Source organism: uncultured Oceanisphaera sp., from assembly GCF_947495715.1.
GTDB classification, from domain to species: Bacteria; Pseudomonadota; Gammaproteobacteria; order Enterobacterales; family Aeromonadaceae; genus Oceanimonas; species Oceanimonas sediminis.
Genome location: NZ_CANLZU010000012.1, coordinates 39,181 through 57,111, shown reverse-complemented (window position 1 = coordinate 57,111; position 17,931 = coordinate 39,181). Strand labels below are relative to the sequence as shown.

Below are 17,931 nucleotides of genomic sequence, written 5' to 3'. Positions count from 1 at the left end.
GATGGCATGACTCACCGTAGCGGTTGATAAATAATGAAAAAAATCATCAAAAGTAGCCTGGAAGAGCAAGCCGCCGGGTACCTGCGCGAGCTGATCCTGAGCGGACATTACCGCATGGGAGAAAAACTGGTGGAAAGTGCGCTGGCCAGAGAGCTGGAACTGTCCCGCAGTACCGTGCGCATGGCGCTCAACAACCTGGCTCACGAGGGCATAGTGGTGCAAAAACCCTATGTCGGATGGCAGGTGATCGAGCTGGACGAGCACGATTTATGGGAGATTTTTCACCTCAGGGTCGCGCTGGAAACCCGCTCGGCCTGGCTGGCGGCCGAGCGTCTTACCGATGAGGGGCGGCGGCGACTGCAGGGCATGATGGACGCGTTTCTGGAAAAGGCGGCCGAGCCGAATGTCAGCAGTCAGGAAATGAGCAAGCAGGAGCTGAACCTGCACAGCCTGATTGTGGAGCTGAGTGGCAATGGCCGCCTGCATAACATCTACCAGAACGTGGCCAACCAGATGCTGATTTACTTCAACATCGATCTGGTCAGCTACAAGCCTGAAGAGATCGCGAGCAGCCATCAGCCGCTGGTGGATGCCATTTGTGCCGGGGATGCCGATCTGGCCGTCAGGCTGGCGGGAGAAAATATCACCACCTTTACCGAGATCGGCGCCCGGTTCAAGGCGCATGCCCTGTCGGGCCACAAGGCCGACACGGTTGGCCAATCCGTGCCTGAATTGACCGATGAAGGGAAGTGAATGCCTGCCGGCAGGACACTCTGCCGGGTGGCTGATAGAATGAGCGGCTTACTCAACAGCAACGACAAGGCAGCATGAGCAACCTTACCGGAACCCTGATCAAGATGCCGGGGCAACTGGCTTCTCCCGTGACCTACCAGCTGGCGCTGGGCGAACATCGCGTCGATCTCAACCCCTTGCTGGGGCAGGTGCTGACCCTGACTCACACCGGCAACATCTACTGCAATGCCTGCGGGCGCAAAACCAGCAAGAGTTATTCCCAGGGGCACTGCTTTCCCTGCATGAAGAAACTGGCCCGCTGCGACATGTGCGTGATGAAGCCGGAGACCTGCCACTATTTTGAAGGCACCTGCCGCGAGCCCGAATGGGGCGACAGTCACTGCATGGTGGAGCATATCGTCTATCTGGCAAACACCTCGGGCCTGAAGGTGGGCATTACCCGCCATAGCCAGGTGCCGACCCGCTGGATTGATCAGGGCGCCACTCAGGCATTGCCGATTTTACGGGTGGCGACCCGTCAGCTCTCCGGTCTGGTGGAAGTGGCGCTGGCCGAAATGGTGGCAGACAAGACCAACTGGCGCGCCATGCTCAAGGGCGGTGAAGCCGATATGGATCTTAAAGCCGAAGCTGCGCGGTTACTGCCGGAAATTCAGGACAAGATCGGCGATCTGCTGCTGAAATACGGTGAAGACGCGGTAACCGTGCTGGACGAAGAGATAGTGGAACTGAGCTATCCGGTGCTGGAATACCCGACCAAAATCGCCAGCCACAACTTCGACAAGAACCCGGTGGTCTCGGGCACCCTGCTCGGCATCAAGGGCCAGTATCTGATGCTAGACACCGGGGTGATTAACCTGCGCAAATTCACCGGCTACGAAGTCACGCTGGGCTGATGCTTGTCGGTCAGCTGCCATCCTTGATCGGGTAATTTAAAGTCTGACGACAAAAAGCCGGTCTCGATGACCGGCTTTTTTATTGCACGGCCACAGGTGTCATCCAGTGGTCTAAAAGCGTTTACCATGCTTCATGTTGAACCTGGTCAAACTAAGCATTTAAGCACCGTGATTTTTCAAACATTTCATCTTGTTCACACTGTTCCGACTATTAGCTCACACCACATTTGTATCGAGAGTCAGAGGAAGTGCCAAGATGAATGCCAACGAATTAGCCGCACACTGGATGCCGTTTACCCCCAACAAGGGCTTCAAAGCCAAGCCGCGCATGCTTACCGGCGCCAAGGGAATGTACTGGACCACGGACGATCAGCGTCAGGTGCTGGATATGACCGCCGGCCTCTGGTGCTGTAACGCCGGTCATGGCCACCCGCATATTGCCGAGGCTATCGCCCGTCAGGCCAGAACGCTGGACTATGCCCCCTGTTTCGGCTTTGGCCATCCATTGTCGTTTGAATTATCGGAGCGGCTGGCTCAGCTGGCGCCGGGTAACCTCAACAAGGTGTTTTATACCAACTCCGGCTCCGAGTCGGTAGAAACCGCTCTGAAAATGGCGCTCGCCTACCATCATGCGCAGGGTAATGGCGGCAAGCAGCTGTTTATCGGCCGGGAACGCGGCTACCACGGCGTTAATTTCGGCGGTATCTCGGTGGGTGGACTGACCAATAACCACAAGGCCTTTGGTCAGTGGATCCCCAATGATCACCTGACGCATACCCAGGATCTGGAGCTCAACGCCTTCTCCCGCGGTTTGCCGCTGCACGGTGGTATCGACAAGGCCAATGAGCTGGAAAAGCTGATCAAGCGTCACGATGCCAGCCGTATTGCCGCCGTGATCATCGAGCCCATTACCGGTGCCGGCGGCGTGCTGCCACCCCCGGTCGGCTACCTGAAACGCATTCGTGAAATCTGCGATCAGCACGGCATTCTGCTGATTTTCGACGAGGTGATTTGCGGTTTTGGTCGCACCGGCGATGTCTTTGCCAGCCAGACCTTTGACGTGGTGCCCGACATCATGACCATCGCCAAGGGGCTGACCAACGGCGCCGCGCCCATGGGTGCGGTACTGGCCGGGGATCATATCTACGATGCGGTGGTCGAGCACGGTGGTCACGGGGTTGAATTCTTCCACGGCTATACCTATTCCGCCCATCCGCTGGCCTGCGCCGCCGCCATGGCGACCCTGGATGTGTACGAGCAGGAGTCGCTGTTCCACCGTGGTGCCGCCGACGGCGATATTGCCCGTTATTTCGAGCAGGGCCTGCATAGCCTGAAAGGGCTGCCGGGAGTGGTGGATATTCGTAACTACTCGCTGATTGCGGCGGTCGAGTTTGAACCTCTGGCCGGCAAGCCCGGCGCCAGCGGCGGCATGATACAGACCACCGCCTGGGAGCAGGGCATGATGCTGCGCTCGCTGGGCGATGCCATCGCCATGTCGCCGCCGCTGATCATCGATAAACCGCATGTTGATCAGGCCATTGGCATTCTCGAATCCAGCATTCGGCAGCATCTGGGCTAACCCTTCTGAGTGATGAAAAAAAGGGCTGCATGAGCAGCCCTTTTTACGTCTCAGACCCTGATTCATTTTGCGTGCAGGCGGCAGAACCCCTGGCCAATGGGACTAATACCAAACAGACTCATCATTTGGTCAGACTGTCATCCTGACGAAAGTCAGGATCTTCCTGCAGAAAGATACCGGGGCAAGCCCGGTATGACAGAGTTTTAAACACGGCATGGTTGTCAGAAATTGAGCATTTTTTAGTGGACTTGGTATAAGTTTACCGCTTGGGGTAGCACTGGCTGTGTGAAAGCGGATCAAAAAGGCAGACCCGTGAGTCTGCCTTTTTATGTTGTGGCTTAATCGAATCAGGCGATGGCGGTACCTTCCTCGACCTGAGCCTTCACCTTGTCGACGATGTAGCCGCCGATGGGAATGGCAGAGGTGGCCGCCGGTGACGGGGCGTTGCAGACGTTGATGGTGCGTTTGGTGTTCACGAACAGGAAGTCGTCCACCAGGTTGCCGTCTTTCGACACCGCCTGGGCGCGAATGCCGGCCGGGTAGGGAGTAAGATCGCCGACCTGCAGGCTGGGGCAGTATTTGCGCACCAGCGCCAGATAGCCGCTCTTGTTGAGGGAGTTCTTCATCTCGATCAGACCCGGTTTGAGGTTCTTCATCAACACCTTGAGAATGCCGGGATAGGTAAACATCTCCAGGGTGTCCCGCAGTGAGATATCGCGCTTGTGGTAGCCTTCTCGCTTGAACGCCAGTACCGCGTTGGGGCCCACGGTGACGGTGCCGTCGATCATGCGGGTCAGGTGCACACCAAGGAACGGCATGTTCGGATCCGGAATCGGATAGATCAGGTGGTTCACTATCTGATTGTGCTCGGGCTTGAGCAGGTAGTATTCGCCGCGGAAGGGGCAAATCTTGAACTCGGGCTCTATACCCAGCATGCGCACCACTCGATCCGCCATCAGGCCGGAGCAGGACACCAGATACCGACCCTGAAATTCGCCCAGTGCGGTTTGCACCACTACCTGGCTGCTTTCTTCCACCAGCCCGGTCACTTCGGCGTTATAACGAATTTCGCCACCCAGCTTCTGGAACTCCCGGCCCATGGCCGCCGTCACCTGCTTGTAGTTGACGATGCCGCTGGAAGGCACAAAGATACCGCCCACGCCGGTGATATTGGGCTCACGTTCCTTCAGCTCGTCGGCATTCAGCCAGTAGCGTTCCAGGCCATTGGCCTCGCTGCGATCCCACAGCGCCTTCATTCGTTCCATTTCAAGCGCACTGGTGGCTACCAGCAGCTTGCCGCACTCGTCGAAGGGAATGTCATGCTCGCGGCAGAACGCCTTGGTGGCGAGGTTGCCTTCCAGGCAGAATCTGGCCTTGAGGCTGCCGGGGGTGTAATAAACCCCCGCATGAATCACGCCGCTGTTATGGCCGGTTTGGTGCTGGGCCGGGCCGGACTCTTTTTCCAGCAGCAGTATTCTGTGGTCGGGATAGGCTTTTTTCAGCTGCCATGCGGTGGACATGCCGACGATGCCGCCACCGATAATAATGAAGTCAAACACTGTAGGTTCACCTGTGAGAAAGAGGCAAAAGCCGGAGACCAGCCCCGGCATGATGTTAGCTTGTTGTTATTATTCAAAGTGCCGCGTCAGGCGGCACCTTGTCAAAGTCTTTAGCCCTGATTTGGCTGCTTCAGGGTCTTGGCGTGAGTGAAGTAGCCGCGCTGGCGCATCAACTCGCGACGCAGGCCATCATGGGCAATGAACTTGTCGCGACCGTGCAGCCAGAAATGGTTGTTGATCAGCAGGAAGGAGCCGGCAGGCACCGGCACCGACAGCTGTTGTTTGCTGGTTTCCAGCGCTTCGGACAAGTCAGCCAGCCATACGCCTTCGTCAAAGTTTTTCGGCTGCACGAACTGATCGATATACGACATGATGGGTTGGCCGCTGCGATCGGTATCGAACACAGCATGATACACGTCCTTGGTGGTGTTCTTGCTGGGCGGAGCGGCCCAGCGCATCACCCGGCGAGCCATGGGATCGGCATAGAAGCGGTTCAGGTGTTCCCAGTCGTCCAGGTGCAGCAACAGTGAATTGCCGCCTTCCATGTTCTGCTCGTCGATCTTCAGCATCAGCACATAGTCGGTGTCCTGCTCGACGTAGGTGCCGTCATTGTGCAGCTCCATCACTCGATGCGCCTGGCGCAGATAGCTGTCCGAGCTGTCCTGATTCTTGACCACGAAACGGGCATAGTACTGGCCGCTCATGGCATCGAAGTTGGAACGACCCATCAGGTGGGCCACGGCGGTGGTGAACTTGACCATGTCTTCTGCCTGCTCTACCTGATTCAATCCTTCCGGGGTGATCAGCAGGGCGCCGGTATTACGGTCGACCAGGGTATTGATCAGCAGCGGCTGCAGCGCCTGACCACAGAGATCATTCAGCAGTTTTGCCACGCGAAAACGCAGAAACGACTTGTATTCCAGTGCCTGAACCGGCCATTCGGCGGTGGCCTCCAGAAACGCGTTAACGGTGTGCTCGTCGAAGCGAAGCTCGAGCAGGCGGGCAGAGTGAGCAGATGGCGCCAGGGTAAACCCCTGATGCTGGTGATGAACGAAATCGGCGGTGGCAACGTTAGACATGGTGGTTTCCTTGTTACTTTATGTATTGGGTCGAGACGACTTAATGTCGCTGTACCTATAAAATGTCGACATTTTGTCTTTTTGTCAATTCTTTGTGGTTGTTTTATGATCGCCGTTACAATTTCGCTATAATCGCGCCATGAATTCATTCAGGAACAGAGCATGAGCAACCTCGATGCCCCGCGGGAAAACCTGGCGCGCACGGCCTACCAGCAATTGAAGCAAGACATCATTCAGAGCCATTTCGGGCCGGGTGAAAAACTGCTGATGAGCAGCCTGAAGAGTCGTTATGGTCTGGGGGTCAGTCCGTTGCGGGAGGCGCTGTCGCAGCTGGTATCCGAGCGGCTGGTCACGGCCGAAAGCCAGCGCGGCTTTCGGGTCAGCCCCATGTCGGTGGCGGAGCTGAAGGACATTTACGATGCGCGCGCCCAGCTGGAAGGGCTGGTGGTGGAGCTGGCGCTGGCCCGGGGCGATGATTTGTGGGAGGCCGGGGTGGTGGCGGCGCATCATGCGCTGAGCAAGGTGACCCATCTTGAGTCGGTGGAAGATCAGCTTAACCAGTGGGATCAACGGCATCAGGCCTTTCATCAGGCGGTGGCCGCCGGCTGTTGTTCGCCCCAGTTGCTGGTGGTGCGCCGGACGCTGATGGATCAGGCGGCGCGTTATCGCTATCTGTGGCTGAAACGCACCGTGTTCAGCGCACAGGCGCTGGCCGACAAGCAGCAGGAACATCAGGCCTTGTTTGATGCCCTATTGGCCCGCGACCCACAGGCCAGCGCCATGATGCGCGAGCATCTGATAAGCCCGGTTGCCATCATTACCCAAGTGCTGACCGAGCAAGGAGTGGGTTAGCATCCTGCCTAACAGTCTGCGCGGCATTACGGTATGGTCATGATCAGGTGGTCGTTGCCAAGATCAGTACCATGCCGGTAGCAGTACTGCATAACAGGTTTGGTTTTGTCGACATTCCCGCGCGCCCTCTTGTCATTCCCGCGAAGTGGGAGTCCAGAGCTTGTCACGAAGAGCGGGCAGACCACTACACTGTGAGTCGCCTGCAAAACACTGGCCCCCCGCCTTCGCGAGGGTGACGATAAAGGCAAACGAGCTCCATAATCCACACCAGTCATAGGGTATTACTTAGCAGCAATAGTCTGATCATTGCGTACTACTCTTCTTCCCATCCAGGCGCATCATCGGTCGTATGAGTTATTCCCTGTCAAATAGAAATAACTCTATTTATCCATGATGTCGTCCGAGTCAACGAGACCAGGAAAAGATTCATATGAGGCATTTTGATGTATCATTAATGAGATAATAAAATATCTTTTTGTTATTAATTTTTTATTTTTAAAGCATTAAAAGAGAATTGGTGGTTTATCTTAAGAAAGTTTTTGGTAAGTTCCATATAATGGTTTTTTATTGTTAAGTTTTTGATTTTTTTGTTTTTTTATATTGGTTTCAATATTTGAGATCTTGGTTAAGTGGTTGTTTTTTAATGTTATTACCTTAATGGTTTATCCTTCCCTTGCCTTGCCCTGAAGATTGGTTTTTTGTGTTTGAACCTTTTTTCTTGTGGCAGTGTACTTTGCAAATCATTTTTTTTCATTAAAGCTTAATGAACCAGTTTAACGCTAAAGGTAGCTGGCTTTACATGACATCATTTTTTATGGTGCAGGTGGCAGTTGCATGATGCTTGTTAGTTTCGTGTCTTATATTTTTGCGTTGTGGTGATGCGAGCTTTTTTTATTTGGTATTTTTCAGTGCTGCCTTTTTTGATGGTGTAGCTGTTATTTATATTCTGCGTCTGCAAAAAATAAAAATATGTAGGTCTCGTTACATACAATGGTAACAAGAGGAAGTAGTAATAATTAATTAAGGAGCAACAGTGATGGCCACAACAATATTTCGGATATCTTCGATAGCCAAGGCAGTGACACTCGTGGTGCTTGCGGGTAGTTTAAGCCTGGCTTCCAGTCAGGCAGAAGCCAGAAGAGGATCGGATGACAGGAGGGGATCGCCGGTAAAAAGTGATGAGGAGCGGGTGGCGGCCCTGGTTGAATTTGGTAAAGAGCTGTTTTTTACGCCTATTTCACGGCCCAAGCAAAAGCAGTCTTGCGCCAGCTGTCATGACCCCGCCACTGGCTGGACGGGAGCCAGTTCAAACATCAATCTGGTTGAAGTGGCGCAGCCCGGGGCGAACATTCACCGGGATCCTGATGCCAGAGGGCAGCTGAAACCACCCACCAATGCCTACGCGACCTTTATTCCTCCTTTTGCCTTGAGTGTAAACAATCCTTTTGTCCCCGCCTTTGGGGGGGCTTTCTGGAATGGTCGTGCCGAAGGTCGGGATCCCCTTTATCCGGGCGGTGCCACAGAACATATCTCGATTAATGATGTGGTCAAATCAAGCGATTCTTCGAGCTTCAGAGCGGCAATCACGCGTTTTCTGGGGCCGGTAGCCGAGCAGGCTCTTAATCCCTTCCCGAACCCGGTTGAACAGCACATTACGGAGGAAGGCGTCTGTAAGCAGCTCAAAAAAATAGGTCGCTTTGGCTCTTTGTATCAGGTGACGTGGGGAGAACGTATCGCCTGCGATCGAGACAACTTGTCGAGAAGTTTCAAACGATTTGGCGTGGCGCTTGCCGCTTATCAGGACTCGCCCGAGGTGAATTCTTTCAGCTCCAAACGGGATAATGCCTTGCGCGCCGAGCTGGCGTGTTTGACCGAAGGGGATATAAAAGCGTTACCCTGGGCCCAGAATCTGACCGATGCGGAGTTTGACGACATAGCATCCCGCTTCGGGTTGGTGTCTGACCAGCCGTCTATGTGTGAAGCGGATAACAGCCCTGGCGCCTTTCCATTGGCAGGACTGACCCCCGAAGAAAACTGGGGCCACGATCTGTTCTATGCAGCAGCGATTCTGTTTAATCCTGCTCAGCCTAAACCTATTCAAGTGGGCGATATTGCAACCTGTGATGCGGATGGCAATTTCTTTCCTGAAGGGGTGGCATTAACGGAAGAAAGAATGGGTGCCGGCTGTGTTCTTTGTCACAGTAACAACGCCACCGATAACGGTACCGAGCCGCTGCAGACTTATGCCGATCATGGTTACCACAATATTGGTAGCCCGGTGAATTACGACATTCCCGGTGTTACCGCATCGGATGATGGCCTAGCGGATCATACCGGTGACAGTAACCATGCCGGACTTGTAAAGACTCCTTCCATACGTAATGTGGATCTACGGCCCACACCTGATTTTATCAAGGCCTATACCAGAAATGGCTGGTTCAAAAGCCTGGAGAGTTTGGTGCACTTCTACAATACGTCTCTTGTTGATCCGTCCGACTTTATTGCCGGCCCACCGCCAGTGCTTAAGCATGATGTGCAGCGCTGTATGAATGGAGAAACCACAGAGCAGGAAGCATTGGCTAACAATTGCTGGCCAGCACCAGGTCATGAAGCCGGAGCATCCTTTACTTTTGGTCTCACCGGTAACCTGGGGCTAAGCGCATGTGACGAAGCGGCCATCGTTTCCTACTTGAAAACCTTTAGCGATGAAGCCGCTGTGGATCTGCCCTAGAACAGTGTGATGGCCTTATGGCCGCTGCACAGGTGCAAATAATCAAAGCCGCCGTAAGGCGGCTTTTGTGTGGTGCCGAATAATACAGCCTGCTCGGCCAATGACCGCGTGGCATTATTTGTATCACTTTAGACTCAGCGAGCATAAAGCAATAAAAAAGCCGGTCTTGATGACCGGCTTTTTGTGGGCAGCGAGCGGGTGGGCTTAGGCTTTTTCTGCCTGCAGTTCGACATCCTTGCCTTTGGTTTTGGTGATGACCAGGGCGGTAATCGCCAGGGTCAGCACGATGCCGGCGACGGTAGAGAGGGTCATCGGCAGTCCGGCACCCAGGGTGGCGGAGTTGAGCAGGAAGCTGATGACCACAGTGGTCATGAACATCGCCGGTATGGTCGCAATCCAGTGCAGCTTGTTGTGACGCAGCAGGTAGGCGGCGGCGGTCCACAGCATCATTACGGCGGTTGCCTGGTTGGCCACCCCGAAATAGCGCCAGATGATACCGAAATCGACCTGAGTCAGCATGGCTCCGACGATGAACAGCGGTATGGCCAGCAGCAGGCGCCTGGGCAGCTGAGTCTGCGGCAGGTTGAAATACTCGGCCAGGATCAGACGGGCAGAGCGGAAGGCGGTGTCACCGGAAGTAATCGGCAGCACTATCACGCCCAGTACCGCCATGAAGCCGCCTACCGCGCCGAGCAGACCGGTAGAGGCGTCGTACACCACGTTGGCCGGGTTACCGGCCATGCCGGTATTGAGACCTTCAACACCACCGAAGAAAGACAGGGCGATGGCACACCAGATCAGGGCGATGATGCCCTCGCCAATCATGGCGCCGTAGAACACGAAGCGGCCATTGCTTTCATTCTCTACACAGCGGGCCATCAGCGGGGACTGGGTGGCATGAAAACCGGACACGGCACCGCAGGCGATGGTGATGAACAGTGCCGGCCACAGCGGCATGTCGTTGGGGTTCAGGTTCTGGAAGAAGTCACCTACTTCAAAGCCCGGCAGCATGCTGTGCTCGCTGGAAAGCGCCAGCGCCACGGTAAGGCCGACCGACATGAAGATAAGCAGGGCGCCAAAGAAGGGATAGAGACGACCGATGATCTTGTCGACCGGCACTATGGTGGCCAGCAGGTAGTAGACGAAGATCACACCGACAAATACCGAGAGGCTGACACCGGTGAGCTTGGCCAGCAGGCCGGCAGGGGCGGAGATGAACACCACGCCCACCAGCAGCAGCAGCACGATGGCAAAGACGTTCATGAAGTTTTTGGCGCCCCGGCCCAGATATTTACCCGCCAGGTTGGGAACCGACTGGCCGCCGTTGCGTACCGACAGCATGCCGGAGAAGTAATCGTGCACGGCACCGGCAAAGATACAGCCCAGCACAATCCACAACATGGCAGCCGGGCCATAAAGAGCACCGAGAATAGGGCCGAAGATGGGACCGACACCGGCAATGTTGAGCAACTGGATCAGATAGACTTTACCCTTGGACATGGGCACAAAGTCCACCCCGTCGCCTTGGGTAAACGCCGGGGTCTGACGTTCCCTTTTGATGCCGAATATCTTTTCAACAAAGGTGCCGTAGATAAAATATCCGCCGAGCAACAGGCCGACACAGAGTAAAAACCAGGTCATAACGTCATCTCCCTTATTAGATGGCCGTCAGTGTAAGGTGCCGGTGCGTCGGGTATAGCGGGAAATGGGTCAGCGGTCGAAAACGAAGGGTAAGCGGTTGTCAGCGGGAGTGAACGATCGCTCGCTCACTCCAGTGCATCAGTCTTAGTGGAAACCGAATATCTGTTTCAGCGGTTTGAGGTAACGACGCGAGACCGGTACCTTGGCGCCGGAGCGAGTGATGACCTCGCCGCCGGTATCCAGCAGCTCGATTTCGGCAATAGCGGCGGGGGCCACCAGATACTGTCGATGGCAGCGGATGAGCGGCGTTTTTTCTTCCATGACTTTCAGGGTCATGTGGGTATGTACCTTCTCTTTGGCGGTGGCCACATGTACCCCACCGAGATCGCTGAACACATATTCGACCTCCTGCACCGGCACCACTTTAAGGCGCTGGCCTGTGTAACAGGGCAGGTGCTCTAACTGACTCGGTGCCAGGTCACCGATCGCCTGTGGGTGCAGGTCACGGCGAACTTTTTCCAGCGTGCGCTGCAGTCGCTGCTCGTCTACCGGCTTGAGCAGGTAGTCAAAGGCATGCCGGTCAAAGGCCTGCACGGCAAATTGATCGTAGGCGGTAACGAATACCACTCGGGGCATGGTGTCCGGATCCAGCATGGCGATCAGTTCCATGCCGGTAATTCTGGGCATCTGAATATCCAGAAAAATCAGCTGGGGTTTGAGTCGGCTGATGGCCTGCATCGCTTCGATGGCGTTACTGCACTGACCGACAATTTCAATGTCATCGGCCTCGGCAAGCTGGGCCGCCAGTTCGTCCCGGGCGAAGGGCTCATCGTCGATAATCAGGCAGGTGATCATGATGCTGTTTCCGTGATGGGTAAACGAATCTCGACCCGAGTATATTCACCGGGCTGACAGATGACATTCAGGCCGTAGTCTGGCCCGAACAGGTTTTGAATGCGCTTGTGCACCAGGTTCATGCCCAGGCCGTCCGAGTCTTCTTTGGGCTGATAAAGCCCCGCATTATCGGTCACTTCGAGTAGCAGAACGTCCCCGTCCACACTGGCAGTGACATTAATCCGTCCGGTTTCCAGCAGGTGTGACGTGCCGTGCTTGACGGCGTTTTCGATAATCGGCTGCAGGGTAAAAGCCGGCACCTGAATGCCGAGCAGAGATTCGGGAAGCTGAAGATCCACCTGCAGTTTATCGATGAAGCGGGCCTTCTCTATGGTCAGATAAGCATGAATATGCTCCAGCTCATCACCGAGTGTCACCAGACCGGTGGTGCGTTTGAGGTTAATCCGCAGAAACTGACTCAGCTGCTGCAGTAGTTGCCGTGCCTTGTTGGGATCCTGGCGGGTAATGGCACCGATGGTACCGAGGGCGTTGAACAGGAAATGCGGGTTGACCTGGGCCTGCAACAGCTTGAGCTCGGCCTGGGTCAGCAGGTTTTGCTGTTGCACAAAGCGGCCGAAGAGGATCTGGTTGGACAGCAATCGGGCGATGCCTTCGCCCAGGGTACGGTTGATATTGAGGAACAGCTTGTTTTTGGGTTCGTACAGCTTAATGGTACCGATGACTTCATTGTCGCTTCTGAGCGGGATCACCAGGCTGGACCCCAGCGAACACTGGGGAGACATGGAGCAGGCATAGGGTACCTCGACGCCGTCGGCAAACATCACCTTGTTGTGGTTGATGGCATCCAGTGTCATGCGCGAGGAAATGGGGGCGCCGGGCAGATGATGGTCGGCACCGATACCGATAAAGGCCAGCAGCTTTTCCCGGTCGGTAATGGCCACGGCGCCGACCTTGGTTTCTTCAATCATGATTCTGGCCACCTGGGCGCTGGTTTCTTCATTGAAGCCCTTGCTGAGCATACCCACGCTGCGTTCGGCAATTTTCAGAGCCTTGGTGGAAAAGGCGGAGGACAGCTTGTCGAACATGGTTTTTTGGTCACGGATCATGCTCATGAACAGGGCGGCACCGACCGAATTGACCAGCAGCATGGACGGTGCGATTTGCTTGACCAGCGCCAGAGCCTCATCAAAAGGCCGGGCAACCAGCAGTATGATACTCATCTGCATGATTTCGGCGTACAGGGTGATGAGAAACACCACCAGTGGATTGAAAATCAGCTCGCTTCTGCCGCTGCGCCGCAGGTAATGGCTGAGCAGACCGGCCGAAAGACCTTCAACTGTGGTGGAAATGGCACAGGCCATATCGGTAAAACCACCCAGGCTATAGCGATGCAGACCACCGGTGAGCCCGACCAGAAATCCGGTGACCGGGCCACCGAGTAAACCGCCGAGCACGGCACCCATGGCCCGGGTGTTGGCGATGGCGCCGTTGGTTTGCTCACCGAAGTAGGTCGCCATGACACAGAAGCCGGAAAACACCAGATAGATGAAAATCTTGTGGGGCAGGCGGGTAGAAGCTTCGGTAAACAGCTTGAACAACGGCGTCTTGCTGACCAAGTAAACGATCACCAGATACAGGGACATCTGCTGGATCAGAAACAGGATGAGCGACATCAAGACTCCTTGTGTGGTGGACGTATGCTGGTGGCAGACGGGTAATGCCCCGGTAATAGCGTGATACCGGATTCGGCGCAAGCCGGTAATGACCTTTCTGGAGTGGAAAATACTGATTAAATAATAGCCGGTACCGCTTTTGCCATGATCGCTACGGGAACGCCTGCATAATAAGCGCGAGCTTGCGAGTTCTAATTGACGTGTTTGTTATAACTATCCGGTGCTGGAATACCCGACCAAAATTGCCAGCCACAACTTCGACAAGAACCCGGTGGTTTCGGGCACCCTGCTCGGCATCAAGGGCCGGTATCTGATGCTCGACACCGGGGTCATCAAGCTGCGCAAGTTCACCGGTTATGAAGTGACTTTTGGCTGACACTCAGAGGCCGGGGGCGCCATGTCGCTCCCGGTATCGGCTGGTCGGCTCTTCACGCATATCCATGATTGTAGAGTTCGAGCAGGTACTTCCAGAAAACGTCCACCTCGGACTTGACCGTATGACGGAAGCGATACAGCAGTATCCTCAGTTCGACCGCCCGGAGTGGGCCGTCCAGTATCACTAGCTGCTTGTTCTGCAGTTCGTTCTGGATCAGGCTGGATGGTAGCCATGCGACGCCGTAACCCTGTATCGCCATGGCTTTCAGGCCTTCAGCCAGGGCGTTTTCGCAGACCGTCGTATATTGAATGTCGGGCGGGATCCTGGCGAGACACTGCTCCTTGATGATGCCGCCTAGATAGGAATCATCAGGGTAGGCCAGCAGTTTGAAGGGGGCGTGGTTGTCGATCGAATAGAGCGGAGTGCCATTGGCCTTCACCGCCGATACCGGCACCAGCTTATCGGTACCCACCTGAATACAGATTGTGTCGTTACGTGATAGCTGAGAGATATTTTCGCCGGATGAGTAGCTGAGCAGGAAGTCACCCACTCCCGCCATGAAGGATTCCATCACATCATGCAGATTACCGGCATTCAGCTTGACCAGAGTGGTGCCCACCTGGGGCTCCAGAGTCCGGATCCAGTGAGGAAAAAACGAGACCGCAGGGGAATGCTGGGAAAAAAACACCAGACTTTGGCGTGACTCCTGTCCCTGCAGTCGCTCACGCACCCGGTAAGTGTCGTGAATCATCCGTTTGGCTTCTTCAACGAACGCCAGACCGGTTACAGATAGGGTGGTCGGATGTTTGTCTCGGTCGACCAGAGCAATACCCAGCCAATTTTCCAGCGAACGGATACGTCGGCTAAAGGCCGGTTGAGTGACGAAACGTGCTTCTGCAGCCTTGGAAAAGCTGCCGTACTCACTCAAGGCGACAAAATCCTTTAACCACTTTAATTCCATTTAAATCAACCCTTTGTGTATGTTTTATTCTGGGTATACCGAAAAGTAATCGTCTACGAAGCCAAGATAGCATTGGTCGGTCAGGGAATCTTATTTCAAGATGGTTGTGTTACCAAATTGTATTAACAATGTTTTAAATGAGATAGGAGTGTTACCCATGCTTTTGGCCCGTTACCCGCGTCTTAATTTCGCCCACCTTAATACCCCCCTTGAGCCCATGCCTCAGCTGACCAAATTACTGGATGGTCCCACCCTGTGGATCAAGCGCGACGACTGTACCGGTCTGGCAGGTGGCGGCAACAAGACCCGCAAGCTGGAATTTCTAATGGCTGATGCCCTGGAGCAAGGTGCCGATACCATTATTACCCAAGGAGCTACCCAATCCAACCACGCTCGCCAGACCGTGGCCATCGCCACCAAGCTGGAAATGGACTGTCATATCCTGCTGGAAGATCGCACCGGCTCCGAGGATGCCGATTACGTCTATAACGGCAACGTCATGCTCGATCAACTGTTTGGTGGTCAACTACGCAAATATCCAGGCGGTACCGACATGAATGCGGCGATGGAAGAACTTGCCACCAAGCTGAAAGCTGAAGGCAAGAAGCCCTATATCATTCCCGGTGGTGGTTCTAATGAAATTGGTGCCCTGGGTTACGTCAACTGTGCGTTGGAGTTGCTGGGTCAGGCCAATGATCGCGGTTTGCGCATCGATCATCTGGTACATGCGACCGGTTCAGCTGGTACTCAGGCTGGTCTGGTGACGGGGTTGTACGGCAGCAACAGCCAGATCCCGGTGCTGGGCATCGGTGTGCGGGTACCCCGTGAGCAGCAGGAAGCCAACGTATTCCGTTTGGCCGAGCGTACTGCCGAGAAACTGGGCATCCCCGGTGCCATCAAGCGCGAAGACGTGGTGGCCAACTGTGATTACGTGGGAGAAGGTTACGGCATTCCTGCCGAAAGCACCCTGGAAGCCATCGAACTGTTTGCCCGCCATGAAGGCATACTGCTGGATCCGGTCTACTCCGGCAAAGGTGCGGCAGGTCTTATCGATTTGATCCGCAAGGGCCACTTCAAGAAAGGGGAAAATGTTGTCTTCCTGCATACCGGTGGCAGCCAGGCGTTGTTCGGCTATCGCGATGTCTTCAACCTCCCTAAATATTGTTAATATGCGTGCCCGGTTCTCTGTAGGGAGAGCAAGCAGGTTGGTATCAAGGAAATGCTGACCCGTGAGGGGGAGTTGTTGGTGGGCGAATATGCCAAATAATTTGATGGCTGGAAGACTATCTCTTGTCCAAGCAAAAGAAACTGGCGTTGCCCATAAACCGACATAGACCTGCCAATTTATGATGCCTCTCAACTGTTGGCTGGGCATATGTTTACAGGGTGAAAGGGGTGATAAAAGAGTCAGCTTGATGACATTGGCTGTGACACTGAAATTGCTGCTTCTCAGGTTTTGACGTGATGTGAATGGCATTCTGTTTTTCTTTTCCAGGAACACCAGTAATGCCATTTTTTGTGTCTCTAAGGCTATGAATAAAAAGAAAAGGAGTTCGACGATGAGTACCATAACGGCGCAGGTAAAAATGAAAGATGCCAACTGGTGGAAAAGGCTGCAGATCTGGCAGAAAGTGTTGATTGGATTGATTCTGGGGGCCGCCACCGGCTTTCTGCTGGGAGAAGATGCGGCGATTTTGCATCCCATCGGCAAGGCTTTTATCGCCGCTATCAAGATGTTGGTTGTCCCGCTGATTTTTATCTCTCTGGTCTGTGGTGTCACCGCCATCAAGGACGTGACTCGCATGGGGCGGATAGGAATAAAAACCTTTGTTGCCTATATTGTAACCACCGCCATCGCCATTCCGATTGGCCTGGCACTGGCCGTCTGGCTTGAACCCGGAGTTGGAATGGAGCTGGGGAGTGCGACGGCTATTGATGTGAAGTCGGCGCCAAGTATCGTCGATACCCTGCTGAACATTATCCCTACCAATCCCTTTGCCTCCTTTGCCAACGGTGATGTGCTGCAGATCATCCTGTTTGCCATTTTTCTTGGTATTGCCATCAACCTGGTTGGCGAAAAAGCAGACCCGGTGAGAAAGGTATTCGATGCCTTTGCCGACGTGATGTACAAGCTGACCGACCTGGTGATTGCCTTCGCTCCCTACGGTGTTTTTGCACTGATTGCCACCACTACTGGCCAATATGGTCTGGATGTGTTGCTGCCCTTAGGTAAGGTTATTCTTGGCGTCTACCTCGGCTGCATCATTCATGCGATTGTTACCCTGGGTGGCGGCTTGGCTTTATTAGCTCGCCTGAATCCAATTCAGTTTTTCAAGGGGATCTTCGAAGCCCAACTGGTTGCCTTCAGCACGACCACTGCCGCCGGTACACTGCCCGTCACCATGGCTTGTGCGCGTGATAATCTGGGCGTATCCAAGGATGTGTCCAGCTTCGTTCTGCCCGTGGGTACCACGATCAATCTGGATGGCACCGCCCTCTATCAGGCGTTGACCGCAGTATTCATTGCCCAGGCCTACGGTATTGATCTGGGGATGGCTGAATACGGCATGATATTGCTGACCGCGGTCCTGGCTTCTATCGGAACTGCATCGGTGCCCGGCGGTGGTCTGATTGTACTTTCTCTCGTGCTGAGTTCGGTCGGCTTGCCACTCGAAGGGATTGCCCTGGTTGCCGGTATCGACCGAATTCTGGACATGGCACGTACCACCATCAACGTCACCGGTGATGCGGCGGTATCCGTGTTGATCGCCCACAGTGAAGGTGAGCTGGACAAGGAAATCTATTACAAGAGACCCGTATAACCTTCCACTTCAGTTTCAGTCTTTCAATTTACGGGCATAACACCGGCTGGTGCTATGCCCGTGAATCTGCTTGATTAGACGACACATTTTAGGATTTAGCGACCATACGATGTCATACCACCCGAGCCATTTAAATTAGATGGACGTGGGGGGGGGC

The 17,931-nt window shown here is 54.5% G+C and carries 14 protein-coding genes; 8 read left to right on the top strand and 6 right to left on the bottom strand.

Annotated elements, in window-relative coordinates; translation table 11 throughout:
* Positions 1-33 precede the first annotated feature (33 nt).
* From Q0753_RS09050 to Q0753_RS09040, 3 genes are all read left to right on the top strand, one after another.
* Positions 34-753 (top strand): GntR family transcriptional regulator, encoded by a 720-nt coding sequence (locus tag Q0753_RS09050; protein WP_298719679.1) that lies wholly within the window; start codon positions 34-36, stop codon positions 751-753.
* A 74-nt stretch (positions 754-827) separates the two neighbouring features.
* The gene (locus Q0753_RS09045) at positions 828-1,646 is read left to right on the top strand and encodes a DUF2797 domain-containing protein (RefSeq protein ID WP_298719677.1); all 819 of its coding nucleotides are present in this window, start codon (positions 828-830) and stop codon (positions 1,644-1,646) included.
* Between the two features lie 256 nt (positions 1,647-1,902).
* Complete coding sequence (locus tag Q0753_RS09040) at positions 1,903-3,225, top strand: aspartate aminotransferase family protein (RefSeq protein ID WP_298719676.1); 1,323 nt, start codon at positions 1,903-1,905, stop codon at positions 3,223-3,225.
* 347 nt (positions 3,226-3,572) lie between these two features.
* Here the strand turns inward: Q0753_RS09040 and lhgO are convergent, their stop codons facing one another.
* On the bottom strand, positions 3,573-4,784 hold the full coding sequence (gene lhgO, locus Q0753_RS09035; RefSeq protein WP_298719674.1) for an L-2-hydroxyglutarate oxidase: 1,212 nt from the start codon (positions 4,782-4,784) through the stop codon (positions 3,573-3,575).
* Between the two features lie 110 nt (positions 4,785-4,894).
* On the bottom strand, positions 4,895-5,863 hold the full coding sequence (gene glaH, locus Q0753_RS09030) for a glutarate dioxygenase GlaH (protein ID WP_298719672.1): 969 nt from the start codon (positions 5,861-5,863) through the stop codon (positions 4,895-4,897).
* Between the two features lie 162 nt (positions 5,864-6,025).
* Between glaH and csiR the strand changes: the two genes are divergently transcribed.
* Together csiR and Q0753_RS09020 are read left to right on the top strand one after the other, a co-directional pair.
* Positions 6,026-6,715, top strand: coding sequence for a DNA-binding transcriptional regulator CsiR (csiR, locus tag Q0753_RS09025; protein WP_298719670.1), 690 nt, complete (start codon positions 6,026-6,028; stop codon positions 6,713-6,715).
* Positions 6,716-7,751: 1,036 nt separating this feature from the next.
* Positions 7,752-9,446, top strand: coding sequence for a cytochrome c peroxidase (locus Q0753_RS09020; protein ID WP_298719668.1), 1,695 nt, complete (start codon positions 7,752-7,754; stop codon positions 9,444-9,446).
* Between the two features lie 204 nt (positions 9,447-9,650).
* Here Q0753_RS09020 and Q0753_RS09015 read toward each other — a convergent pair whose 3' ends face one another.
* The 3 genes from Q0753_RS09015 to Q0753_RS09005 all read right to left on the bottom strand — a co-directional run bounded on the left by Q0753_RS09015 (position 9,651) and on the right by Q0753_RS09005 (position 13,615).
* Positions 9,651-11,087 (bottom strand): carbon starvation protein A, encoded by a 1,437-nt coding sequence (locus Q0753_RS09015; protein WP_298719665.1) that lies wholly within the window; start codon positions 11,085-11,087, stop codon positions 9,651-9,653.
* 144 nt (positions 11,088-11,231) lie between these two features.
* On the bottom strand, positions 11,232-11,942 hold the full coding sequence (btsR, locus tag Q0753_RS09010) for a two-component system response regulator BtsR (protein WP_298719663.1): 711 nt from the start codon (positions 11,940-11,942) through the stop codon (positions 11,232-11,234).
* Entirely contained in the window at positions 11,939-13,615 is a 1,677-nt protein-coding gene (locus Q0753_RS09005) for a sensor histidine kinase (protein WP_298719661.1), read from the bottom strand. Before Q0753_RS09005 ends, btsR begins: the two co-directional genes overlap by 4 nt.
* A 220-nt stretch (positions 13,616-13,835) precedes the next feature.
* On the opposite strand from Q0753_RS09005, the gene Q0753_RS09000 reads away from it, so the two are divergent.
* On the top strand, positions 13,836-13,991 hold the full coding sequence (locus Q0753_RS09000; RefSeq protein WP_298719659.1) for a DUF2797 domain-containing protein: 156 nt from the start codon (positions 13,836-13,838) through the stop codon (positions 13,989-13,991).
* A gap of 52 nt (positions 13,992-14,043) precedes the next feature.
* Here the strand turns inward: Q0753_RS09000 and Q0753_RS08995 are convergent, their stop codons facing one another.
* Positions 14,044-14,952, bottom strand: coding sequence for a LysR family transcriptional regulator (locus tag Q0753_RS08995; RefSeq protein ID WP_298719657.1), 909 nt, complete (start codon positions 14,950-14,952; stop codon positions 14,044-14,046).
* A 157-nt stretch (positions 14,953-15,109) separates the two neighbouring features.
* Here Q0753_RS08995 and Q0753_RS08990 point away from each other — a divergent pair, with 157 nt between their 5' ends.
* Both Q0753_RS08990 and Q0753_RS08985 read left to right on the top strand, forming a co-directional pair.
* On the top strand, positions 15,110-16,120 hold the full coding sequence (locus Q0753_RS08990) for a D-cysteine desulfhydrase (RefSeq protein ID WP_298719655.1): 1,011 nt from the start codon (positions 15,110-15,112) through the stop codon (positions 16,118-16,120).
* Positions 16,121-16,511: 391 nt separating this feature from the next.
* Positions 16,512-17,774 carry a dicarboxylate/amino acid:cation symporter gene (locus tag Q0753_RS08985; protein ID WP_298719653.1) on the top strand — a complete coding sequence of 421 codons (1,263 nt, stop codon included), beginning with the start codon at positions 16,512-16,514 and terminating at the stop codon, positions 17,772-17,774.
* Positions 17,775-17,931 lie beyond the last annotated feature (157 nt).